The 22,869-nt window shown below is 72.0% G+C and carries 22 protein-coding genes and 1 pseudogene; 11 read left to right on the top strand and 12 right to left on the bottom strand.

Features of this window, described 5'->3' with window-relative positions; translation table 11 throughout:
- Positions 1-54: 54 nt before the first annotated feature.
- Positions 55-603, bottom strand: coding sequence for a DUF1707 and FHA domain-containing protein (locus ACWGDX_RS02075; RefSeq protein ID WP_453621280.1), 549 nt, complete (start codon positions 601-603; stop codon positions 55-57).
- Positions 604-831: 228 nt separating this feature from the next.
- Between ACWGDX_RS02075 and ACWGDX_RS02070 the strand changes: the two genes are divergently transcribed.
- Both ACWGDX_RS02070 and treZ read left to right on the top strand, forming a co-directional pair.
- A complete protein-coding gene (locus ACWGDX_RS02070; protein ID WP_453621278.1) occupies positions 832-1,902 on the top strand; it encodes a lytic polysaccharide monooxygenase auxiliary activity family 9 protein in 1,071 nt (356 codons plus the stop codon).
- Between the two features lie 333 nt (positions 1,903-2,235).
- On the top strand, positions 2,236-3,999 hold the full coding sequence (gene treZ, locus ACWGDX_RS02065) for a malto-oligosyltrehalose trehalohydrolase (protein WP_453621276.1): 1,764 nt from the start codon (positions 2,236-2,238) through the stop codon (positions 3,997-3,999).
- A 163-nt stretch (positions 4,000-4,162) separates the two neighbouring features.
- On the opposite strand, the gene ACWGDX_RS02060 is transcribed toward treZ, so the two are convergent.
- Together ACWGDX_RS02060 and ACWGDX_RS02055 are read right to left on the bottom strand one after the other, a co-directional pair.
- Positions 4,163-5,128, bottom strand: a complete 966-nt coding sequence (locus ACWGDX_RS02060) for a hypothetical protein (RefSeq protein ID WP_453621434.1) — start codon at positions 5,126-5,128, stop codon at positions 4,163-4,165.
- A gap of 44 nt (positions 5,129-5,172) precedes the next feature.
- Entirely contained in the window at positions 5,173-5,733 is a 561-nt protein-coding gene (locus tag ACWGDX_RS02055; RefSeq protein WP_453621432.1) for a nucleoside/nucleotide kinase family protein, read from the bottom strand.
- A gap of 288 nt (positions 5,734-6,021) precedes the next feature.
- Here ACWGDX_RS02055 and ACWGDX_RS02050 point away from each other — a divergent pair, with 288 nt between their 5' ends.
- Positions 6,022-6,411, top strand: a complete 390-nt coding sequence (locus ACWGDX_RS02050) for a VOC family protein (protein WP_453621274.1) — start codon at positions 6,022-6,024, stop codon at positions 6,409-6,411.
- A 429-nt stretch (positions 6,412-6,840) separates the two neighbouring features.
- Entirely contained in the window at positions 6,841-9,348 is a 2,508-nt protein-coding gene (locus ACWGDX_RS02045) for a GTPase-associated protein 1-related protein (RefSeq protein WP_453621272.1), read from the top strand.
- A 99-nt stretch (positions 9,349-9,447) separates the two neighbouring features.
- Here ACWGDX_RS02045 and msrB read toward each other — a convergent pair whose 3' ends face one another.
- From msrB to ACWGDX_RS02025, 4 genes are all read right to left on the bottom strand, one after another.
- A complete protein-coding gene (gene msrB / locus ACWGDX_RS02040) occupies positions 9,448-9,855 on the bottom strand; it encodes a peptide-methionine (R)-S-oxide reductase MsrB (RefSeq protein ID WP_453621270.1) in 408 nt (135 codons plus the stop codon).
- Between the two features lie 9 nt (positions 9,856-9,864).
- Positions 9,865-11,268 carry a UDP-N-acetylmuramate--L-alanine ligase gene (gene murC / locus ACWGDX_RS02035; RefSeq protein WP_453621268.1) on the bottom strand — a complete coding sequence of 468 codons (1,404 nt, stop codon included), beginning with the start codon at positions 11,266-11,268 and terminating at the stop codon, positions 9,865-9,867.
- A gap of 59 nt (positions 11,269-11,327) precedes the next feature.
- Positions 11,328-11,798: an indole-3-glycerol phosphate synthase gene (locus tag ACWGDX_RS02030; RefSeq protein ID WP_363082279.1), complete on the bottom strand. Its 471-nt coding sequence runs from the start codon at positions 11,796-11,798 to the stop codon at positions 11,328-11,330.
- Positions 11,799-11,929: 131 nt separating this feature from the next.
- Entirely contained in the window at positions 11,930-12,790 is an 861-nt protein-coding gene (locus ACWGDX_RS02025) for a pyrimidine reductase family protein (RefSeq protein WP_453621266.1), read from the bottom strand.
- Between the two features lie 37 nt (positions 12,791-12,827).
- Here ACWGDX_RS02025 and zapE point away from each other — a divergent pair, with 37 nt between their 5' ends.
- From zapE to ACWGDX_RS02000, 5 genes are all read left to right on the top strand, one after another.
- A complete protein-coding gene (gene zapE, locus ACWGDX_RS02020) occupies positions 12,828-13,952 on the top strand; it encodes a cell division protein ZapE (protein WP_453621264.1) in 1,125 nt (374 codons plus the stop codon).
- A 140-nt stretch (positions 13,953-14,092) separates the two neighbouring features.
- Positions 14,093-14,521 carry an OsmC family protein gene (locus tag ACWGDX_RS02015; protein WP_453621262.1) on the top strand — a complete coding sequence of 143 codons (429 nt, stop codon included), beginning with the start codon at positions 14,093-14,095 and terminating at the stop codon, positions 14,519-14,521.
- A gap of 316 nt (positions 14,522-14,837) precedes the next feature.
- Complete coding sequence (locus ACWGDX_RS02010) at positions 14,838-16,208, top strand: alkaline phosphatase PhoX (RefSeq protein WP_453621260.1); 1,371 nt, start codon at positions 14,838-14,840, stop codon at positions 16,206-16,208.
- A 170-nt stretch (positions 16,209-16,378) separates the two neighbouring features.
- Positions 16,379-17,272 carry a polyphosphate kinase 2 family protein gene (locus ACWGDX_RS02005; RefSeq protein WP_453621258.1) on the top strand — a complete coding sequence of 298 codons (894 nt, stop codon included), beginning with the start codon at positions 16,379-16,381 and terminating at the stop codon, positions 17,270-17,272.
- Positions 17,273-17,464: 192 nt separating this feature from the next.
- Complete coding sequence (locus ACWGDX_RS02000; protein WP_453621430.1) at positions 17,465-18,286, top strand: polysaccharide deacetylase family protein; 822 nt, start codon at positions 17,465-17,467, stop codon at positions 18,284-18,286.
- 75 nt (positions 18,287-18,361) lie between these two features.
- On the opposite strand, the gene ACWGDX_RS01995 is transcribed toward ACWGDX_RS02000, so the two are convergent.
- From ACWGDX_RS01995 to ACWGDX_RS01980, 4 genes are read right to left on the bottom strand one after another with little or no spacing between them, the layout of a single operon-like run.
- Positions 18,362-18,541 carry a hypothetical protein gene (locus ACWGDX_RS01995; protein WP_453621256.1) on the bottom strand — a complete coding sequence of 60 codons (180 nt, stop codon included), beginning with the start codon at positions 18,539-18,541 and terminating at the stop codon, positions 18,362-18,364.
- A 14-nt stretch (positions 18,542-18,555) separates the two neighbouring features.
- A complete protein-coding gene (locus ACWGDX_RS01990; protein ID WP_453621254.1) occupies positions 18,556-19,224 on the bottom strand; it encodes an ABC transporter in 669 nt (222 codons plus the stop codon).
- Positions 19,221-20,234, bottom strand: coding sequence for an ATP-binding cassette domain-containing protein (locus ACWGDX_RS01985; RefSeq protein WP_453621252.1), 1,014 nt, complete (start codon positions 20,232-20,234; stop codon positions 19,221-19,223). The genes ACWGDX_RS01990 and ACWGDX_RS01985 overlap by 4 nt, the downstream gene beginning before the upstream one ends.
- A gap of 2 nt (positions 20,235-20,236) precedes the next feature.
- The gene (locus tag ACWGDX_RS01980; protein WP_453621250.1) at positions 20,237-20,914 is read right to left on the bottom strand and encodes an AIM24 family protein; all 678 of its coding nucleotides are present in this window, start codon (positions 20,912-20,914) and stop codon (positions 20,237-20,239) included.
- 82 nt (positions 20,915-20,996) lie between these two features.
- Here ACWGDX_RS01980 and ACWGDX_RS01975 point away from each other — a divergent pair, with 82 nt between their 5' ends.
- A complete protein-coding gene (locus ACWGDX_RS01975; protein ID WP_453621248.1) occupies positions 20,997-21,812 on the top strand; it encodes a peptidyl-tRNA hydrolase in 816 nt (271 codons plus the stop codon).
- A 158-nt stretch (positions 21,813-21,970) separates the two neighbouring features.
- Here ACWGDX_RS01975 and ACWGDX_RS01970 read toward each other — a convergent pair whose 3' ends face one another.
- Positions 21,971-22,381, bottom strand: a complete 411-nt coding sequence (locus tag ACWGDX_RS01970; RefSeq protein WP_453621246.1) for a hypothetical protein — start codon at positions 22,379-22,381, stop codon at positions 21,971-21,973.
- Positions 22,382-22,517: 136 nt separating this feature from the next.
- Between ACWGDX_RS01970 and ACWGDX_RS01965 the strand changes: the two are divergent.
- Positions 22,518-22,841, top strand: a pseudogene (locus ACWGDX_RS01965) (tyrosine-type recombinase/integrase); the annotation flags it as partial.
- Positions 22,842-22,869: the final 28 nt, after the last annotated feature.

Below are 22,869 nucleotides of genomic sequence, written 5' to 3'. Positions count from 1 at the left end.
GAAGCGCGGACCACTTGGAGGGGGGACAAAAACGCGTCCGGCGCGGAGCCGCGCTCAGTCCGCGGCCAGCCGGAAACTCATCTGCCCGAAGCTCACCAGGTCCCCGTCGTGGACGACCGCCGTCACGGTCACGCGCCGTCCGTTGACGGTCGTGCCGTTCGTCGAGCCCAGATCGCGCAGCACCCACACCCCGCCCTGCATGCTCAGTTCGGCGTGCAGCCGCGAGACCGTGTCATGGCTGAGCCTCAGTCCGTTCATCGGATCGCGGCCGATACGGAGCGGATACGGACCCGGCCGCGGCAGCAGCAACTTCGGCAGCCGCTCCGCCTGCCAGGCCCTGCGCAGCCGTACGGAGAACGCGGACACCCGGCTCACCGCGCCGAACAGCCGCCGTGACCAAGGGCTTTCGGTCTCCAGATCCGCGGTGAGCACCTTCAGCTCGTCCGACCGCCGCGCGGCCAGCGCGAGATCCATCCGGCGCAGAAAGGTGTCGTGCGACAGCATGCCCTGCGCCGCGCCTTCCCTGAGCACCGCCAGAACACGGTCGCGCTCGGCGTCGGAGAGCCGCGCGGGATACGTGTGGAACTCGAAGGAGGACGTCACACGTGTGATTGTCCGCCGGACGGCCCTGAGGTGTCCAGACGGAACGGGCGCACCGTGGCCCACTGTTACGCGCGTCATCACGCCCGTTACGGGGGACGTTCCCGCCCCGACCTCAGGAAATTTCCATACGCAAGGCGTTTACAGAGTGACCCACCGGCGCTACGTTCCGAATTGGGAGCGCTCCCAGTCACATTCGATTGTCATGATCACGCCGAAGGGACTTGTGCGATGACTCGCCCCCCACTGTGGTTGTCACCCCCGCGCAGAGTGGTACTGCTCGCCCTGCTCGCCGTCCTTCCCGCCCTTCTGCTGATCGTCGGCGGGAGCGGGACCTCGACCGCCCACGGCACCCCCATGCAGCCCGCCAGCCGCACCTTCATGTGCTGGCGGGACGGGCTCACCAGCACCGGTGAGATCAAGCCCGTCAACCCGGCCTGCAAGGCCGCCGTGGCGCAGAGCGGTACGACCCCGCTCTACAACTGGTTCTCCGTACTGCGCTCCGACGGCGCCGGCCGGACGAAGGGATTCATCCCCGACGGTCAGCTCTGCGGCGGCGGCAACACCACGTTCTCCGGCTTCAACCAGGCCAGGAACGACTGGCCGCTCACCCATCTCACCTCCGGCGCGCGGCTCGACTTCTCGTACAACGCCTGGGCGGCGCACCCCGGTTGGTTCTACGTCTATGTCACCAAGGACGGCTTCGACCCCACCAGGACCTTCACCTGGGACGATCTGGAGTCGCAGCCGTTCCTGACCGTCGACCACCCGGCGGTCACCGGCACCGTCGGCACCGTGAACGGCGCGTACAAGTGGAGCGGCACCCTGCCCGGCGGCAAGACCGGCCGTCATGTCATCTATATGGTCTGGCAGCGCTCGGACAGCAACGAGACCTTCTACAGCTGCTCCGACGTGGTCTTCGACGGCGGCAACGGCGAGGTGACCGGCGTCGGCGAACCCGGCACCACGCCCCCGACCGACCCGCCCACCGACCCCACGGCCCTCTGCACCGCGACCCGCAGGACCACCAACTCCTGGTCCGGCGGCTACCAGGCCGAGATCACGGTGAAGAACACCGGCGCCAACCCGATCCTCGGCTGGATGGTCGAGTTCACCCTGCCCACCGGCCAGCGGGTCGACAGTCTCTGGAACGGCACCGCCACCTACGGAGGACAGGAGGTCATGGTCCACAACACCGACTGGAACGGCTCGCTGGCGGCGGGCGCCACCACGACCTTCAGCTATGTCGCCTCCGGAGGACCGCCGGACACCGCCGCCACGGCGCCCTGCTCGGTCCACTGATCCCCGGTCCCCGGCCCGTGATCCGTTCCGTGATCCCGTGAACGGGGCCCGTACGCCCCTGACGAGGGCTCGCCCCCCCGTCGGCACCCGCACCGGCCCGGCCCGCCGCTCCCCACCTCACCCGGAGCGGCGGGCCGGGCCTCTCGGGCCTCGGCCCCGGCCGCCTCCACCGGGGCTCCACCGCTCCTCCACCCGACTCGCCCCGATCACCGGGCCCGGGGCCGTCTCTCTTGCGACCATGAGAGGGACAAGCCGAAGGGGCCTGGAACAGGGCGGGGGCAAGGCCCGCCGAAGGGGCGGCACAGCCGGCCCGACGACGAGGGGGAAGCGCTCGTGCAGTTCGAGGTGTGGGCACCACTGGCGAGGGAACGGGCCGTACTGCGGCTGGAGGGCACCGAGCTGCCCATGGACCGGGACCCGGAGCGGGACGGCTGGTGGACCGCCGAGGCGTCCGCCGCCGACGGCGCGCGGTACGGCTTCGCGCTCGACGGCGGCCCCGTACTCCCCGATCCCCGCTCCCGCCGCCAGCCGGACGGACCCGACGGCACCAGCGCCGTCGTCGACCAGGCCGCGTACGAGTGGCGCACCCCGTGGCGGGGCCGCGAGCTGCCGGGCGCGGTCCTGTACGAGCTGCACATCGGCACGTTCACCCGCGAGGGCACCCTCGACGCGGCGGCGGAGCAACTGGCGCCACTGGCCGAGCTGGGGATCACCCATGTCGAGCTGATGCCGGTGTGCCCGTTCCCCGGGACCCACGGCTGGGGGTACGAGGGGGTGTCGCTCTGGGCGGTCCACGAGCCTTACGGCGGTCCCGAGGCACTCAAGCGCTTTGTCGACACGGCGCACGGACTGGGCCTCGGTGTCGTACTGGACGTGGTGCACAACCATCTCGGACCGTCCGGCAACCATCTGCCGCGCTTCGGCCCGTACTTCACCACCACCCATCACACGCCCTGGGGCGCCGCGGTCAATCTCGACGCCCCCGGTTCCGACGAGGTACGGGCGTATCTCCTGGGCAGCGCGCTTGCCTGGCTGCGGGACTTCCGGCTCGACGGGCTGCGGCTCGACGCCGTGCACGCCCTCGCCGACCATCGCGCGCTGACCTTCCTCGAAGAGCTGTCGACGGCCGTCGACGCGCTCTCCGCCGATCTGGGCCGGCCGCTCTTCCTGATCGCCGAGTCCGATCTCGGCGATCCCCGCACCACCACTCCGCGAGCGGAGGGCGGCCTCGGTGTGCACGCCCAGTGGAACGACGACTTCCACCACGCCCTGCACACCGCGCTCACCGGTGAGTCCCAGGGCTACTACGCCGACTTCGCCCGTGAGCCGCTCGCCGCGCTCGCCAAGACCCTCACCCGGGTCTTCTTCCACGACGGCACGTATTCGAGCTTCCGGGGCCGGACCCATGGCCGTCCGGTCGAGCGTACGAGAACGCCCGCGCACCGCTTCCTCGGTTATGCCCAGACCCATGACCAGATCGGCAACCGGGCGCTCGGCGACCGGCTCTCCGCCACCCTCTCCCCCGGACTGCTGGCCTGCGCCGCGCTGATCGTGCTGACCGCGCCGAGCACGCCGATGCTCTTCATGGGCGAGGAGTGGGGCGCCTCCACACCCTGGCAGTTCTTCACCGACCACCCCGACCCGGTGCTCGCCGAGGCCGTACGGACGGGCCGGCGGCGGGAGTTCGCGTCGCACGGCTGGGCGGCGGAGGAGATCCCCGACCCCCAGGACCCGGCGACCCGGGAGCGCTCCTGTCTGGACCGCTCCGAGACCGGGAAGGAGCCGCACGCGCGGCTGCTGGCCTGGTACCGCGAGCTGATCGCCCTGCGCCACGGTCAGCCGGATCTCTCCGATCCGGATCTGGCCGCCACGAAGGTGGCGTACGACGAGGAGGCGCGCTGGCTGGCGTACCGCAGAGGCGATCTGCGGATCGCGGTGAATCTCTCCGCCGAACCGGTGCGGATCCCGCTGGGCGGCACCAGGATCCAGCACGGCGGCGGCCGGGTGCTCGCCGCCTGGGAGCCGGTCGGACCGCCGGACGGGAACGGGGTGCTGCGGCTGCCGCCGGAGTCGGGGGTGATCCTGGCGGGAGGATGACGGCCGGACCCGACGCGCGCGAGGCGGCGGGCACGTACCGGACGCTCATCCGCCGGGCGCCGGGCGTCCGGATACCGGCCTCACGGGCGCCGCGCGCGTTACCTCCGCGCACCGGACCTCCGTGCGCCGAGTGCCGTGCGGCGGGCGGGACTTCCCGTGATCGCTAGGTCCTGTCCGGTGGGTCCTGGTCCACCAGGCGCTCCAGCAGCTCCTGGAAGTCCTCGCCCACCACGATCCGCAGCCCCTCGCCGTCCTCGTCCTCATCGCTGAGCTGGGTGAGCTTGCCGCCCCGCCACCAGTAGACGTACGGGCTGATCGCCCCCGGTGTGTCCGCGTACCCGGAGGCGGCGAAGGAGGCCATGGCGTTCAAGGACGGGATCATGGTGCTGTCGCGGATGACATGGAAGGCGAGCTGATGGCGGAAGGGCATCGCGACCAGCGCGCCCTCCGGGGGGATCGGCCGGCCCGTGAGCCGCTCCACGACCGTCTCCAGGGCCAGCACCCGGCTCGCCGTGTAGAAGGAGTCGCCGAGCACCACCTCGAACCGGGTCCCGTCGGAGTCCTTGACGGTCTCGCGGCCCTCGACCGGCAGCTCACGGAGGTTGTGCAGGGCCCGCTCCCGCAGCTGCCTGGTCTCACCGAGCGGCTCCAGCGCGTCGTCGGTGAGCATCATGACGCTCTCGGGAAGGTCGAGGGCGAGGACCTCGTACAGCCCGGGGGCGACGGAGCGCGCATAGCCGAAGGTCTGCGGGTCGAGGCCGTCCTGGCTGATCACCCGGGGATAGAGCTGGGCGCGGATCTGCTCCGGGGCCAGGGTGTCCAGGGCCGAGGGGGCGTCCATGGTGCGCAGCACCATGCCGACATGCCGCCGGACCAGCGTGCCCCAGACGCGCGGGCCACGGTCGTCGTTGTGGCAGACGGCCGCGAGATTGCCCAGACCGAACTGGCGGCCGGCGCTGTCCTTCACCATGTCCGCGTAGAGCGTGACCTCCAGCCCCCGCTCCGCGAAGGCCTCCCGGACCTGGCCGCGGAAGCGCGCGGCCTCGTCGGCCGAGAAGAAGGGGAAGGCCGCGTCCCTCGGTGTCGTGTCGCGACTGTCACGCTTCGGTCCCCGCCGGAACAGCCCCACTCCATCGCCTCCGCTCATGCCCGGTGATCGTCGTACCTCCGATGCTAGTCCGAGAGGGGGACAACGAGATCGGCGCGGTCCCGGCCACGCTCCACGAGACGGGCATTGGCCTCGTCGGACTCTCTGACCCAGCGCTCCGCGTACGGCCGGTCCTTCCCGTGGCCCACATGCCGGTCCACGAGACGGGCGACCCGTATCACGGGGTCGAGTTCCAGGAACCACACCTCGTCGAGGAGCGCGCGGACCGGGGCCCAGGGACCGGCGTCGTGCAGCAGGTAGTTGCCCTCGGTGATGACGAGCGGGATCTCGGGCCCGACGGCGATGCTGCCCGCCACCGGTTCCTCCAGGGAGCGGTCGAAGGCGGGCGCGTAGACGACGGTGCCCGGCTCGGGGGCGCGCAGCCGCGCGAGCAGCGCGGTATAGCCGGTGGCGTCGAAGGTGTCGGGCGCCCCCTTGCGGCCGGCCCGCCCGAGACGGTTCAGCTCGGCCTGGGCGAGATGGAATCCGTCCATGGGGACGAGTACGGCGAGCCCGCCGAGCCGGTCGACGAGCGCGGCGGCGAGGGTGGACTTCCCCGCGCCGGGCGGCCCGGCGATTCCGAGGATGCGCCGGGGTCCAGGAGGACGCGGACCGCCGGGGCGGGTGGAGGAAGAGCCGGGGACGGCGGGCCGACCTGCGGGGGCGGTGGGATCGGTGGGATCGGTGTGGGCGGCGGGATCGTCGCCCGGGGCGCCGAGGGCGGCGAGCGGGTCGCCCGGGACGACAGGGACGCCGCCGCGCGCCGGGTCGGCGAGCCGACGGGCGCGGGCGGTCAGCTCGGCGATCTGCTGGGCATCCATGGCCGGCATTGTTCCATCTTGCCCGGTCATGAGTCATACGTATAACTTCTGCTTATGTCCTTCATCGCCCTCATCACCCTCGTCGTGGACGACTACGACAAGGCCATCGCCTTCTACACCGGCTCCCTCGGCTTCGAACTGGTCGAGGACACCGACCGGGGCGACGGCTCCCGCTGGGTCGTGGTCCGTCCCCCCGGTTCCGACGGCACCGGTCTGCTGCTGGGGCGCGCCAAGGACAGTGCCCAGCGGGCGAGCGTCGGCGCCCAGACGGGCGGCCGGGTCGGTTTCTTCCTCTACACCGAGGACTTCGCCCGCGACCACGCGCGCATGCGCGCCGCGGGAGTCCGCTTCGTAGGGGAGCCGCGCCAGGAGCCGTACGGCACGGTCGCGGTCTTCGAGGACCTCTACGGCAACCTCTGGGACCTGCTCCAGCCGGCCGCCTAGACCTGCTCCGGCCGGCCGTCCAGACCTGCTCCGGTCCGCCGGTCCGACAGGCCGCCGCCCGGCGGCCGGGCTGAAGCGGCGGTCACCCGGCCGGACCGGAATTCCGAAAACTCCGCCGCCGCGGCGGAAGATCTGCTGGGATCTGCCGAGATGAACGCTCGTGGAGTGAACACCCCGTACCGGCGCACCCCGCCCCGTACCGCCCGGCCCGCCTCGCCGACGGTGCGGCAGTGCCGGGCCGAGTGGTGCCGGGCCGCGTCGCGCCGGTACGGTCATCCGCGAGACCGGGCGGTCGGCGGCCGACGGCCGGCCTCTCGCCCAACCCTCCCCGCTCACCTGGTGGTTCGCTGACATGACGACCGTCATCCGCCCCCGCTCCTCCAGCCGTGCCCCGGTGGCCCGGTGGCGCGGTCCGAAAGGGGCCGGCGCATGAGCCTGGCACAGCTTCACTGCACCTCCGCCGTGCCGGACGCCGACGGATCACCCGCCCCCGGCGGGCCGGGCTTCCGCTTCACGGCGGTCACGCCCGGCGTCCCCGAGTCGCTCCTCAAGGAGGCCGAGCAGCTCCTCGCGTACGAGCCGCCGCCCAGCGCGCCGCTGCGTGCGACCGCCGCCGAACTCACCTCGTTTCCCCAGTCGTTGAGTTACAGCGTGCTCTCCGACGGCAGCCGCCTGCTGGCCAGGACGGTCTACGCGGGAGCCGACTTCACCGGTGTCTGGGGCACCTTCCACGGCCACGCCGTCCATCTGCCGCCCGATGCCGCGCTCTTCACGGGAGCGCCGCCCATCAGCGCCTGGGACTCACCGCAGTGGGTGGCCGGTACGCCGGACGGCGGGGCGCTCCCGCCGCTGGACCGGCCGCCCTCGTCGCGGGGCTTCGACCGGCGTGAGCTGGTGTCGTTCGCCGCCTCCCGCGCGACCTGGCTCGCCCGCTTCTTCGCCGCCGTGCGCGGGCTGGCCGAGGAGGAGACGGCGCCGCGGCTCGTGCTCGTGGAGCGGAACAGCGCCGACGTGGCCCGGTGGATCGCGCTGGCCGACGCCGTACTACCGGGCGCGAGTGCCCACCGGCTGACCTTCACCACCTACACCCGGCGTCCCGAGCGGGCCGGGCAGCAGATCATCGGTGTGCTGCCCGACGACGCACGGGAACTCGCCGGGCTCGACCACCGCTACCGCGTGATCGACTGCACGGCGCCCCGGCCGGCGGGCGCGGCCGGACAGGACACGCCCGTCGTGGATGTCTGGGCCGAGATCGCCGCGCGAATCTGGCTAGGCAGGGCTCCCGAGCTGTTCGCGGAGGCGGCGACGCTGCCGGGCGGCCGTTTCGCTCCCGGCCCGCTCGCCGTGGCCGCGCTCTGCGCGGGGATGGCCCCGGGCACGGAAGGCCGTACGGCGGCGGCCGTCTGGGCCAATGAGCACGCGAACGCGCTGGACGGGCAGCGGCTCGATCAGCTCGCCGAGGCCCTGACCGCGCCCGCAGTCGACCGTGGTGCGGCCGAGACGGCCGCGCTGGCTCGTCTGTTCACCGTGCTCGGCGACCGGGCTCCGGCCCGTACGACCGCGCCCCTCGCGGCGCTCGTCCTGGCCGAGGCCGTCCGCAACCCGGCCGCCGGGCTCGAACTGCCCGCCCTGCACATCGTGTCGCTCCCCCCGGACCTCAAGCGGAGCCTCGCCGACCAGCTGGCCCCCGAACTCCGCGCGGGCATCGCGGAAGGCGACGGCGCGGACCCGGCCGGCCCGGCCGGCACCTCACGGGCGGCGGAGCTGCTGCGCGTCGCCGAACTGCTCGGGGTGGACTGCGCGGATCTGCTGCCCGCCCTGGCCCACCGGCTCTCCCGCGCGCTGACGGCCGATCCGGTGTCCGTGTACACCCCGGCCGTACGGACGGCGCTGGAGGAGTACTTCGATCTGCGCACCGCGCTGCTCAGCGAACTCGACGGCCTCGCCGCGAACGACCCGCCCGCCGCCGCCCGCCTGTTCGACCGTATCGACCTTCCTCTCACGGAGGTCCAGGCCATACCCCATCTGCGGATGTGCGCGGAGGTGGCGGGCTCGGCCGTCGCGGCGCCCGCGGACGGCAGCCGTGTCACCGTTCTGCGCTCCGTGCTGCGGGCCTGCGGTGTCTCCCCGTTCGCCGATCCCCTCGTCCTGCGCACCGCCGCCCGGCTGGTGTGGGCCGACGGCGCGCCGACCCCGGGTGAGGCCCGGCTGCTGCTGACGGAGACCGGCTCGGACGCCCACCGGACCGCCGGAACCTGGCAGACCCTCGTCAGGGCCGCGCTCGAAGGTCCGGGGGACAGTCCCGACTCGCCCGCTCTCGCCCACGACCTGCTGCGCGGCTTCCGCGAGGAGCTGGAACCGCGCGTGCGGAGCGCTCTCCAGCTTCTCGAATACGCCGGGGATCTCACGGCGGGGCGGGCGGGCCCCGGCTGGACCGACCGGGCGCTCACGCTGCGTGCCATGGCGGAGCCGGTCGAACCAGGCGTGCTCGATCAGGCGTTCGGTGCTCTCTGCCGTCAGCTGATCTCCGAGAAGCGGCCGGAGGGGGAGCTCTACGCCCTGGTCCACTGCGGCGACGCGGATCTCACCGACGCGTACCGCAGGGCGGCCGGGGACGATCTCGTACGCGAACGGCTCCGTACCGTACCGGCGTTCGCGGCCCACTGCTTCACCACCTGGACCGCGCTCCCCGGCGCCAACAAGACCTGGGACCAGACCCGTACGGCCCTGCTCGACAAGGTGCTGCGGCCGGCCGTGCGGGCGCTGTCCGCGGGCGATGTCGCCGCCGTCGAGCGCTGTCTGGAACGTACGGACGGCCGCAAGGTGGAGGAGTTCAGAACGTGGAACAGGCCGGGCGCCCTGGGCCGGCTCGGCTTCCGCTTCGGCGGGCGCTCCCGCACCCCCGCCACGGACGAACCGCGCGACGACCGCCCGTGACCGGCGCTCCTGGCAGGCCCGGCCGTGACCGGCACCCCTCGACGGGTGCCGGTCACGGCCGGGGCTCAGCTCTCGCCGGGGCTCAGCTCTCGCCGGGGCTCAGCTCTCGTCCGGGCTCAGCCGCAGTGAGATCGAGTTGATGCAGTACCGCTGGTCCGTCGGGGTCGGGTAGCCCTCGCCCTCGAAGACATGGCCCAGATGCGAGCCGCAGCGGGAGCAGCGGACCTCGACACGGGCCATGCCGTGGGAGCGGTCCTCGATCAGTTCGACCGCGTCCGTGTCCTTCGGGTCGTAGAAGGACGGCCAGCCGCAGTGCGACTCGAATTTCGTGTCCGAGCGGAACAGCTCGGCGCCGCACGCCCGGCAGGAGTAGACACCGGCCGTCTTCGTGTCCGTGTACTCGCCGGTGAAGGCGGGCTCGGTGCCGGCCTTGCGGAGTACCTGGTACTCCGCGGGGGACAGCTCCGCGCGCCACTGCTCGTCCGGCTTGTCGATGTCGTACGACATGCGCTCTCCTCAGTCGGTCAGACGGGCCAGGATGCGCGGACCGAGGTCCGTGACATCTCCGGCGCCCATGGTGAGAACGAGATCACCGGGTCCCGCCATTCCCGCCACGGCGTCGGCGACCGCGTCCTTGTCGGGTACGGCCGTCACACTGGCGCCCGCCGCCACGGCCGCGTCGGTGATCAGGGCGCTGGTGACACCGGGAATGGGGTCCTCGCGGGCCGGATAGATCTCCAGGACCAGCGAGGCGTCGGCGAGGGCGAGGGCCTGGCCCATCTCGGTGGCCAGCTCCTGCGTCCGGGAGAAGAGATGCGGCTGGAAGACGACCAGCAGCCGGGAGCCGGGGGGCGCGGCGGCGCGCATCGCCTCCAGGTCGGCCGTCATCTCGGTGGGGTGGTGCGCGTACGAGTCGATCACCTGGACGCCGGCGGCCTCGCCCTTGAGCTGGAGGCGGCGCTTGACACCGGTGTACTTGCCGAGGGCCGAGGCCAGATTGTGCGCGGGGAGACCCAGCGCGACCCCGGCCGCGAGGGCGGCGACCGCGTTGAGCGCGTAGTGCCGGCCCGGGACCGAGACGGTGAAGGTCAGCGGCCGGCCGTCGAGCAGCACGGTGACCTCGCTGGTCAGCCCACGTGCGGTGATCTTGTGAACCCGTACGTCCGCCGTCGCGGCCTCACCGTAGGTGACGACCTTGACCCCCGGCCGCGCGCGGACCCGCGAGGTCAGTTCGACCGCGCCCGCCTGGTCGGCGGAGATCACCAGGGTGCCGTCCGGGACGATCTTGGCGGCGAACGCCTCGAAGGACTCGTAGATCTCTTCCAGCGACGCGTAGTTCGCGTGGTGGTCCAGCTCGACGTTGAGGACGATCGCGACCTCGGGGTCGTACTTCTGGAAGCTCCGGTCGCTTTCGTCCGCCTCGGCGACGAAGATCTCGCCCTCGCCGTGCCGCGCGTTCGTACCGGGCCCCGAGAGATCGCCGCCGATCGCGTACGACGGGTCGAGGCCCAGCTCGGTGAGGGCGACGGCCAGCATGGACGTCGTGGTCGTCTTGCCGTGGGTGCCCGCGACGGCGATCGACCGCAGGCCCGCCATCAGCGAGGCCAGCGCGTCCGAGCGGTGCACCACCGGTACGGACAGCTCCGCCGCCCGCGCCAGCTCGGGGTTGTCGGCGCGGATGGCGCTGGAGACGACCACGCACGACGCGTCGTCCGCGAGATGCGCCGCGGCGTGGCCGATGTGCACGGTGGCGCCCAGGGCCCGCAGCGCCTCCGCGGTCTCCGACTCCTTCGCGTCACTGCCCGCGACCTTGGCCCCGCGCTGGGCGAGGATCTTCGCGATACCCGACATTCCGGCGCCGCCGATACCGATGAAGTGCGGTCGTTCCATGTCGGCGGGGACAGCGGGGGCCGGTGCCATAGGTGGTTCTCCCAGGTGCGCGCGGGGGCGGAGCGTCAAGTTTTATGTGTCGTCCCAGCCTATTCGCTGTGGGCGAAGAGTTTGAGCACCGGAACACCGACCTTGTGGCGGGCCCTGGACGCCCAGTCCCGGTGGAAGAACTCCTCCACGTAGTGCGGCTCGGTCAGCACGATCACCTCGTCGGCGCCGCACTCCTCCACGACCCCCTTGAGGTGGTCGAGCGGATGTTCCTCCACGACCTGGCCCGTGGCCTCGGACCCCTGGGCGCGCAGGGCGGCCAGGGATGCCTGGAGGGCCAGTTCCGCGGGACCTCTGGCCTGCGCGCCCTCCGGCGTGTCGCCCTCCCGGGCGGCATCCCTCAGCTCGCCGAGCGCGACATCGTCGATGGCGCGCAGCAGCACATCCGCCTGATCTCCGCGGGGCTGCATGAGCACGACGAAGGAGACCGGCTCGTCGCCATGGAGGGTGGTGACGAATTCCACGTCCTCGGGCGTCAGGGGCTTCTCGATCATCAGTACGCTTGTGAACACGACAGGCGCCCTTCGTCTTCATGGACCGTCCGGCCCCACTGCTGAAACCATCCTTCCCCGTGCCCGCACGGGGTCTGCGAGAGTAAGTCTGCCCACCGGAAGCTAACCGGAACGGCGAATTCCGCTGATTGTCAGACGCGTCGGTACCGGCTGAAGAGGAACCCGTCCTGCTCCAGGAGCGAGACGAGGGCGAACCGTTCGGGTACCGCGGGACCCTGGCCCCCCGCGATGCGTTGCGCGTACCCCGCGGTGAGCGTCGGGGACACCGTCAGGCACATCTCGTCCAGCACGCCCGCCGCCACGAACTGCCCCAGCAGCCGGGGCCCGCCCTCGGTGAGGAGCCGTACGAGGCCCCGCTCCGCGAGGGCGTGTACGGCGCGGGCGGGGTCCACGCCCGGCCCCTCCCCGGCGATCACCACCTCCACGCCCGCCTTCTCGGCGTCGCGGATCCGGGCCACGGGGGCCTCGGCGCCGGTCAGCAGCAGGGTCGGGACACTCGGTTCGCTGAACAGCGGCAGCGAGAAGTCGAGGTGAAGACCGGCGCTGACCACCGCGATGGCCGGTGCGGGGCCCTGGCCGGCCGCCGCGCGGCGCGCGGCGAACGCCTCCCGGGCGCGGGCGGGCCGGTACTCCTCCAGACGAACCGTTTCCGCGCCGACCACCACCGCGTCGGCGAGTCCGCGCAGGGTCCCGAAGATCCGCATGTCGGCGGCGCAGGAGATGGTCTGCGAGCGGCCGTCGTGCTGGGCGGCGCCGTCGAGGGTGGACACCATGTTGGCCCGGAGCCAGGGCCTGCCCCCGCCGCCCGCCCCCACCACGGCAGGCCCACCGGCCGCGGTCAGCTCACCGGCCGCGGTCACCGCTCCGGCCGTTCCCGCCGTCACCGAGGGGTACGCGTAGGCGTCGGCCAGTTCGTCGAGCGTCCACTCCCGGTCCTCGGCACGGTCCTCGGCCGGGACTGTCTGATCGGTCACAGGGAACAGGCGTCGCATGCGAAGCAGTCTGGCACGGCGCATAGAGTGAAGAGTTGTGTCGTACTCCACCGCCGCCTCCGGCCAACGGTCGGTCACCGAAGCGACCCCGGTCGCCCTCCGCGCACGTGAGCCGCGTGTCCCCGCCGACCGTCTGGTCGCGGACATGGTGCCGCCGCCGCGCTTCGACTCCGTACGTTTCGACACGTACGTACCGGACCCCGGTCAGCCCAGTCAGTCCCAGGCCGTCACGGCGCTGAGCACGTTCGCCGCGGGTCTCGGCGGGGCGCACGGCCCCGGCGGAGGCGGCTCCGGACCGGGAGCCGGGTCCGGGTCCGGTATCCGGCGCTGGTTCGCCAGGAAGCCGGCCGCGCCCACCGGTCCGCGCGGGGTCTATCTGGACGGCGGTTACGGCGTCGGCAAGACACATCTGCTGGCGTCCCTCTGGCACGCGACCCCCGCCCCGCCGGAAGAGAAAGCTTTCGGCACCTTTGTCGAGCTGACGAACCTGGTCGGCGCGCTGGGCTTCCAGCAGACCGTGGAGACCCTGGGCGGCCACCGGCTGCTCTGTATCGACGAATTCGAACTGGACGACCCGGGCGACACCGTCCTCATCTCCAGCCTGCTCCGCCGGCTGGTCGACTCGGGTGTGGCGCTGGCCGCGACCTCCAACACCCTGCCCGGCAAGCTCGGCGAGGGCCGGTTCGCCGCGGCGGACTTCCTGCGGGAGATCCAGGGCCTGGCGGCGCGATTCCGCCCGCTGCGTATCGACGGCGAGGACTACCGGCACCGCGGACTGCCCGAGGCGCCCGCTCCGTACTCCGACGACCAGGTGACCAGGGCCGCCTATGCCACCGAGGGTGCGAGTCTGGACGACTTCCCCGGGCTGCTCGACCATCTCGCCAAGGTCCATCCGAGCCGGTACGGCGCGCTCACGGACGGGGTACGGGCCGTCTGTCTCACCGATGTCACTCCCGTGCCCGACCAGTCGACGGCGCTGCGGCTCGTCGTCCTCGCCGACCGGCTGTACGACCGGGAGATCCCGGTGCTGGCCTCCGGTCTCCCCTTCGACCGGCTGTTCAGCGAGGAAATGCTGAACGGCGGCTACCGGAAGAAATATTTCCGGGCGATCTCGCGGTTGACGGCACTGGCCCGGGACGCCCAGGGGCTCGTGCCCCGGTAGGTTCAGCGGGTCGACAGGTTCAGCGGGTCGACAGGTTCAAGCAGGTCGGTAAATTCAGCGGGTCAGCAGGTCAGCGACGCGGTGACCCGCGTCATCGCGTCGCGTCCGTACTACCCAGAACCAAGCAGAAGGGTTCCACCATGGCCACCACGCGCCAGGCGCACACGGTCTGGGAGGGCAACCTCCTCCAGGGCACGGGCACCGTCTCCTTCGACTCCTCGGGCATCGCGGCCCAGGAGGTCTCCTGGCCCTCCCGCGCGGAGACGGCGAACGGGAAGACCAGCCCGGAGGAGCTGATCGCGGCCGCCCATTCGAGCTGTTTCTCGATGGCGCTCTCGCACGGTCTCTCCCAGGCCGGCACCCCGCCGACCAAGCTGACCACGCAGGCCGATGTCACCTTCCAGCCCGGTACCGGCATCACCGGTATCCACCTCACGGTCGAGGGCACCGTTCCCGGCCTCGACGAGGCGGCGTTCGTCAAGGCCGCCGAGGACGCGAAGGCGAACTGCCCGGTCAGCCAGGCGCTCTCGGGCACGTCCATCACGCTGAGCGCGTCGCTCGCCTCCTGACGCGGTCCCGGATCCGAATCCGGGAATCCGGCTCACCGGCCGTGCCGCCCCGTCCACCGGACCGGGCGGCACGGCCGTCGTCGTACGACGGCACCGCGGGCACTTTCGGCACAGGCGGCACTTTTGGCACAGGCGGCACTTTCGGCACAGGCAGCACAGGCGGCACATGTCCCAGGCGCGCCACACGCGCCACGCGCGGACCTGATGTCCCGTCCGACACCCGGGGCACGCCGTGACCCGCGTGGTTCACGTGTCCCGGCACACGTGGTACACACAAGCGGGTCACGTCTCCTGTCCGCCAACAGGGAGTTGCCTCATGTCCGCAACACGACGTCAGATCCTCGCCCGCACCGGAGCGGGCGCCACGGCCATCGCCTTCAGCGGGGCCGTACCGGAGCTGTTCACCGGCACCGCGAGCGCCGCCGCACCGGAACCGGGCCACCACGGCTACGGTCCGCTGGTCCCGGATCCGGACGGTCTGCTCGATCTGCCGAAGGGATTCCGCTACAAGGTCCTCTCCAGGGAGAGCGATCCGCTCCGCTCGGGCGAGGGCACGGTCCCCGGCAACCACGACGGTATGGCCGCCTTCGCGGGCCGCCGCGGCCGGGTCCGTCTTCTGCGCAACCACGAGAACCGCGAGACCGCGCCGCTGCCCGTCCCGGCCGTCCCCGGTCTCACCTACGACCCGATGGGCAAGGGCGGCTGCACGACGCTCGAAGTGGACGGCCGCGGTCATGTCCTCGACGAACGCATCGCCCTCGCGGGTACGGCCGTCAACTGCGCGGGCGGGCCCACCCCCTGGGGTACCTGGCTCACCTGCGAGGAGACCGAGGACAAGGCCGGTACGAACGGTTACACCAAGGACCACGGCTTCGTCTTCGAGGTCGACGGCGCGGATCCGCGCCGTACCGGAGCCGTACCGCTGACCGCCATGGGCCGCTTCCAGCACGAGGCGGTCGCGATCGACCCCGGCAGCGGCATCGTGTACGAGACGGAGGACGCGTTCGACAAACCGTTCGGGCTCTTCTACCGCTTCCTCCCGGAGAGACCACGCGGCGGCACCGGATCGCTGCGCGCGGGCGGCGCCCTGGAGGCCATGCGGGTGCCGGGAGTGCCGGATCTCTCGGCCGTCCAGGAGACGGGCACCAGCTTCGACCGCGTGGAGTGGGTCCCCGTACCGGACCCGCTCGCCGTGGGGACACCCGTCCGCTTCCAGGACTTCGGGCCCGGCGGCATCACCCACGCGCAGAAGCTGGAGGGCTGCTACTGGGGCGGGCGTTCGGTCTACTTCGTCTCCAGCTTCGCGCGGCGCGCGGCGGGCTCGGCGGCGGACCACTTCGGACAGGTGTGGAAGTACGAGCCGCACCGGCGCCGGCTCACCCTGGTGATCGTCTTCGGCCCCGGCACGGACGTCCAGCTCCCGGGGGAGTCCCCCGACAACATCTGTCTCGCGCCCGGCGGTGGTCTGATGGTGTGCGAGGACGGCGGGGGCGCGCAGCATGTGTACGGCGTGACGCGCAAGGGCGAGGTGTACGCGCTGGCGCGGAACGCGCAGTCCCTCGGCTCCCCGGAGGACCCCGAGTGGGGCGAGTTCGCCGGGGTCGCCTTCGCTCCGGACGGCGCCACGATGTACGTCAACTGCTATACGCCGGGTACGACCTTCGCGGTGACCGGCCCCTGGCGGTAGTCCGGCGCCCCGACCCGCCCCGGCGGGCCCCGACCCGCCCCGGCGGACCCGGCCCGGCCCGGCGGTCGGCGGTCGGGGAGCGCGCGCTGTCCGACGGCTCAGCGGTCGCGGAGCGCGTCCGTCCGGCACACCCTGGGGTGACCGACCGATCCGACCGGAAGGGGTGCGCGGTGGCCAGGAAGGCGGCGAAGCAGGAGAAGAAGGAGCGGCGGGACCAGCCGCCGCCCGCCCTCCGCGAGCTGCTGCGCATCCCCGGGGACGGGCCCGTCGACCTCTCCTCGTACGACACCAGGGCCATTCCGAGCGGCCCGGAGGACAAGGCGGCGGGGCTCGCCGCCACCGCCCGGCTGGCGGAACGTCTCGCCGGCCTCCAGGACCGGCTGTACGCGGCGAGCACGGCGGGCGGCACCCGCCGGCTGCTGCTCGTCCTCCAGGGCATGGACACCAGTGGCAAGGGCGGCACGGTCAAGCACGTGATCGGGCATTTCAATCCCGCGGGCTGCCGGGTCAGGGCGTTCAAGACCCCGACCGCGGAGGAGCGGAGCCATCCGTTCCTCTGGCGGGTCAGACGCGCTCTCCCCGAGCCGGGCGAGATCGGTATCTTCGACCGCTCGCACTACGAGGACGTCCTGATCACCCGGGTACGTGAGCTGGTCCCCCGCCGTGATCTGGGCCGCCGCTACGGCCAGATCAATCTCTTCGAGCAGTCGCTCGCCGACACGGGCACGACCGTCGTGAAGGTCTTCCTGCACATCGGCTACGAGGAGCAGCGCGCCCGGCTGCTGGCCCGTCTCGACAACCCCGACAAGCACTGGAAGTTCAGCCCCGCCGACATCGCCGACCGCGCCCTGTGGCCCGCGTACCGGGAGGCGTACGAACTGGCCCTCGAACGCTGCTCCACGGACGCGGCCCCCTGGTATGTGGTCCCGGCGGACCGCAAGTGGTACCGCAACTGGGTGATCAGCACCCTGCTCCTGGAACATCTCGAAGCCCTGGACCCGGCCTATCCGAAGGCCGGGTTCGATGTCGAGGGGGCCCGGGACAGGCTGCTGAGGATGCCCTGACCGCGCGACCGCCGCGCGACCGCCGCGCGACCGTCGTACGACCGCCGCGCGACCGTCGTACGACCGCCGTACGGCCGCCGTACGACGGAGCCCGGCGGCCTCGGGGGTGCGCGAGTGCCGTACACGCGAGTGCCGCACACCCGTTCCGGGCAGATCATCCTATATTTTCCGTGAGTGACCACATATGTACGCATGCTCGCCGTCGCCGCCGTCCTGGGTGCCGCGCTCGCCGGATGCGCCGGCGGTACGGACTCGCCCGCCTCGCTCCCCGGCTCCCGTTCCGCCGGAGCGCCCGGGGGTACGGGGGTCGGCTCGCCACCGACCATGGCCCCGGGTCCCGGCGGGCTGACGCCGGTGTTCAAGCGCGGGACCCCGGCCGCCGGGAAGACCGTGGCACTCACCTTCGACGCCGATATGACGGCCGATCAGGGGCCCCGGGCGGCACGGGGCGAGCAGTTCGACAATCCCGCCCTGATCTCGCTGCTGCGCCGGCTCGACGTACCGTCGACGGTCTTCATGACCGGGCGGTGGGCCGAGGAGTATCCGAGCCAGGCGAAGGCGATCGGCGGCGACCCGCACTTCGAGATCGCCAACCACTCGTACAGCCACTACGCCTACACCGCCGACTGCTACGGGCTGCCGACCGTCGGCGAGAAGAAGATGGCCGAGGACGTACGGCGCGCGTTCGCCGCGTTCCGCGACGCGGGAGCCCGGAACGTGGTGCCGTACTTCCGCTTCCCGGGCGGCTGCTACGACGACACCGCGCTCCGGGCCCTCGCCCCGGCCAAGGTGACCGCCGTGCAGTGGGACGTCGTCAGCGGGGACGCCTTCGCCACGGACGCGGACGCCGTCGCCGAACAGGTCCTCAAGGATGTGAAGCCGGGCTCGCTGGTGGTGATGCACTGCACGCGCAGCGCGGCGCCGGTGACGGAGGAGGCGGTCGAAAAGATCGTGCCCGAGCTGCGGAAGCGCGGCTACCGCTTCGTCAAGGTCTCCGAACTGATGCGGCACTGAGCGCGAGGGGCCGTACCGGACCCGTCGACGGCAACGGCGACACCAGCAGCCGCCAGTACGCGGAGCCCCGGTGGATCAGCCCGAGCAGGCCATCCGCTGGGCCTCCTGCCACTCGCAGACGGGACAGAGCGTCGCGCCCCTGACCGATTCCGGGTACTCGGTCGGCTTTCCGCAGTGCACACAGTCCGCGTAGGCGGTCTCCTCCGCCGTGGACCGGTCCACGGCGGTCTTCTCGGTCGTGCCGGCCTCAGTCATACCGTCGAGCGTACTCAGTCCCGGCGCGTCGCGAGGCCGCAGGCCACCGCCGCCGCCACGGCCGCCACCAGCACGGCGCCCGCGAGCGCCGCTCCCGGCAGTTCGACGGTCCCCGTCCGCGAACCGGTCACCAGCCCGGTGATCGCGTATTTCGCCGGCGATCCGCTGGTCACCAGGGCCAGCAGGGCGAGAAGTACCGTCATCGTGACCGACCAGCCACGGCCGCGCAGCAGCGGTCTGCCGCACAGGGTCCCGACCGCCGCGCCGAGCAGCAGACAGACCATGGCGGCGAGCAGCCCGGCCGTCCCCGCGGAGAGCGGGGACACCTCGACGGTGTGGTCCGCGCTCTTCGGCTCGCTGATCACGGTGACGACGAGTGTGGCGACCGTCCCGAGCACGGCCGCGACGACGACGGCGGCCAGCAGCGCGGCGAGATGGACCCGGGCCGTTCCCCGCGCGGCGGCGGTGACGGCGCGGGCGGCGGCCGGTTCCTGGGTGACACAGATACGGACCAGCCAGGCGGTGACGGGCAGCAGCGCCGCCGCCGTGTAGCCGAGCGAGTCCAGAATCGGCTCCCCCGCGCGCACCCCGACCACCAGGAAGATCCCGTACAGCAGGACGGGCGGGAGCCAGCGCTGCGAGCGCAGCAGCAGAGCGGTCTGATAGCGGAGCAGAGCGGTCATACGGAGGGGTGCCTCGTGGTGGTGACGGAGGGGGCGGACGGGGAGAGCGGCACGGCGGCCGACCGCGAGCGGACGTCCGGTTGGGGCTCGGCCGGTTGGGGCTCGGCCGGTTGGGGCTCGCCCGGTGGGCGGGCGGAGGGTGGGCGCTCGGCCGGTGAGCGGTCGGCCCCTGTCTCCATGTCCCGTACCTCTCTGATGTGCCAGGGCGGACGTGCCGTCAGCAGGGCCCGCAGCAGGGCGTCGGAGTGCACGGCCGGCGCCGTCAGCGCCACGGCCCCGTCCGCTGCCCGCTCGTACACCGGCGAACCGGGCAGTCCGCCGGGCGGCGCCGCCCCCGGCGGTCCCACGGCCACGATCCGTACCCGTGGCCCGTGCCCGCCGCCGTCCCCGTGCGCCTCGGCCGTGCGGCGTACCAGTCCGCGGTCCACCAGGGCGTACACCTCGTCCGCGGCGCCCGCCAGCCGCAGCGGATCGTGGTCGACGAACACGACCGTGCCGCCCGCCGCGATCCGCTCCGCGACCGCGCGGTCCAGTTCCGTACGGGCGGCGGAGTCGAGTCCGGTCCAGGCCTCGTCGAGCACCAGCAGCTCCGGCCCGGCGAGCAGCGCCTGGGCGACCGCGACCTTCTGGCTGGTCCCCTTGGACAGCTCGGACATGGGTGTACGGGCGTGGCCCGCGGCCCCGAACCGCTCCAGCCACTCGACGGCGCGGGCCTCGGCCGCCACGCGTCCGGTCCCGTGGATCCTGCCCAGATGTACCAGATAGCCGAGGGCCGTGAACGGCAGGGAGACCGGGAAGCGTTCGGGGACGTACGCCGTACGGGGGCGGCCGGTCAGACGCCCCTCGGTGGGTGTGTCGATCCTCGCGAGAAGCCGCAGCAGGGTCGACTTCCCGGTGCCGTTGGTGCCCTCGACCCGGATCAGGGCGCGCGGAGGCAGGTCGAGATCGATCCCGCGCAGCACCCATGGGCCGCCGAGGCCGTAACGGCGGCCCACCCCACGGAGTTCCATCGTCAGTGCGCGGCGGGCTTCGCCGGGGTGGCCTCGCTCGGCCGGACGATCACGAAGCCCTCGCCCTGGAGCATGAGCTGGACCGCCTCGCCCGAGCCGCCGCGGATCATCGAGCCGACGGACTGCGAACGGTGCAGCGAGGTGCCGAGCTGGGTGCTCCAGCCGACGACCGCGTCCGTGTCGACGTACACCGGCGCCTGCGCGGTGACGGGGATCACGATCGGGGTGCCCTCGCAGATCAGACCGAGCTTGCCGTAACCGGTGAAGACGCTGTTGAAGAGTCCGCCGCCGGTCACACCGGCGCCCTTCACCGTCTTTATCTCGTACGCGAGGGTCGGGTCGAAGCAGAGGACGTTGCGGCCGCTGACGGTGAGCGAGTCACCGTGTTCCACGTCGACGATGAAGCAGTTGGCGGCCTCGTGGGCGAACCAGGCCTCGCCCTGTCCGCGGACGGCCATCAGCGGCAGGCCCTCGCCCGTGACGGCCCGCTTGAGCATGCCGCCGAGGCCCTGGCCCTTCCGCTCGAACTGGAGACTGCCCCGGTAGGCGATCATGGAACCCTGCCGCGCGTGCATCTCGCCGTTGACGGCGTACTTGATCGATTTGGCGTTCTGGAGGGTCATCCCCGGGGCGGTCGCCGGCTGTGCCAGGTGGTCCGCGGTGAAAAGGTCGCTCTTCATGCCGTGCATCCTCGCCCGGAGGGTCCCATTCCGCCAATCATCCGGCGGGAGGCGGGGGCGGAGCGGCTGGCAGACTGGAGCGGTGAGCAGCGACAGCGACGACGTCACCAGCACGGACACCAGTACCGACAGCGGCACCGCCACGGGCACGGACACCGGCACGGACGCCGGCACCGGCACCGGCAGCCCGTTCCGGCACGAGCGGACGGGCCGCGACGAGGCCCCGCAGTTCGTGCTGCCGCTGGTGGTCCACATCGAGAAGGCCACGCCTCCGGCCCGTACCGACGCGCTGGAGACGGCGGCCCGCGCGGTGCTGGTCATGCTCTCCGACGAGCGGTCGCTGGACGAGGGCGAGTGGGCGCAGGCGATACGGGACTGGCAGGACGCCCGGATCCGCAAGGTCGTACGGCGGGCGCGCGGCGCGGAGTGGCGCCGGGCCTCGGCGCTCCCGGGTCTGACGGTCATCGGTACGGGGCCCTCGGCGCAGGACGTACCGCCCGCCGAGGTACGGGTCTTCCCGCCGGTCCCGCTCGACGGCTGGCCCAAGGACCTGGCCAAGCTCCAGGTCTCGGGCACCGACCTGACCGACCCCGAGCCCCCGCCCGCCCCCGACCCGGCGCACCCGGTCCTCTGGCTCAACCCCGAACTGGACATGTCCGCGGGCAAGGCCATGGCCCAGGCCGGCCACGGCGCCCAACTGGCCTGGTGGGAACTGTCGGAGACGGACCGCAAGGCCTGGCACGCCGCGGACTTCCCCCTCGCCGTACGCACCGCCACCCCCGCCCACTGGCACGCACTCACCACCAGCGGCCTCCCCCTGGTCCGCGACGCGGGCTTCACGGAGATCGCCCCGGGCAGCGCCACGGTAGTAGCCGACCACCCGGCCCTGCGGAGCTGAACGCCAGGCGCCGGATCGCCGGATACGGCTACGCCCGATCCAACTCGCGAGCGAAGCCGCGAGTTGGATCGCGCAGATCTGCCAACTCTCCGGAAATCATTGCCGAACGCAGGGCGAACCTGGCGCTGGTGTGAGGCGATGATCGTGCAGTCCACACATCAGGATGAGATCGATGGCAGAACTCCGCAGTCGGTGTCCTTCGACACCTCAAGGATCTCGCAATTCGCGGGGAAACCGAGGGAGACCTCCTTCAAGCACTCCCCGACGCTTGCCCGCCCCGCTGAGTGTGGATCGTCCCAGGCGGCGTTTCCCGACGAGGTCGGCGCCGGTGTCTCAAGCGCTCTTCCGAGCGCGTGGCCGGTGAATGTCCACAGTCCATGAACGAGGCACCGGGCCGCGGCGGCCGAGAACTCCGAAAGGCGCCCCTGTGCAATGACCTCGTCCTCGATCCGCCGAACCGCCAGATCCACGTCGTGGTCGGACACCGCTGCGCCCAGATCGAGGAGAGCCGCACGCAGAATCAGCGAAGTAAAGACCACGTTACCGGGGTCGCCTCCGAGTGCGTTCACCGAGCAGGCTTCAGTAAAGGCACCGTTCGACATGTCGTTCGAGACGACAGCGAACCCTCATGGCAGTCGTGTTGTAGCCTCCGGTTACAACAGCTGGCCGCCCGTTGGCGAGCGGCTACGTCTTCACCGGCTCGACGGCTCCCCGATCGAGAGCGCCACCCTCACCCGGCACTTCACCACCCTGCTCCGCCGCGCAAGGCTGCGCCGCCCTCGTTTCCATGATCTCCGGCACTCGGCGGCGACCCTCCTCCTGGAGCAGGGCGTCGAACTCGTCGTGATCAAGGAAGTGTTGGGCCATGCCCACATCGGCGTGACCGCGACGGTGTACGCCCACGTCCGGCTCCGCCTCCAACGCGACGCCATCGACCTTCTCGGCAACGCCCTCCGCGACCCCGCCGAGATCACCGGTGAGCCCGACGACGGCGAGGAACCACCGCTCTGCGCGGTCCCCGTCCGCTGACGTTGCCGTCAACTACTGCCGTCAGACA

This window comes from Streptomyces sp. NPDC055025, assembly GCF_053608565.1.
The sequence above is the reverse complement of the archived record's forward strand: the minus strand, read 5'-3'. Positions and strand labels throughout refer to the sequence as shown.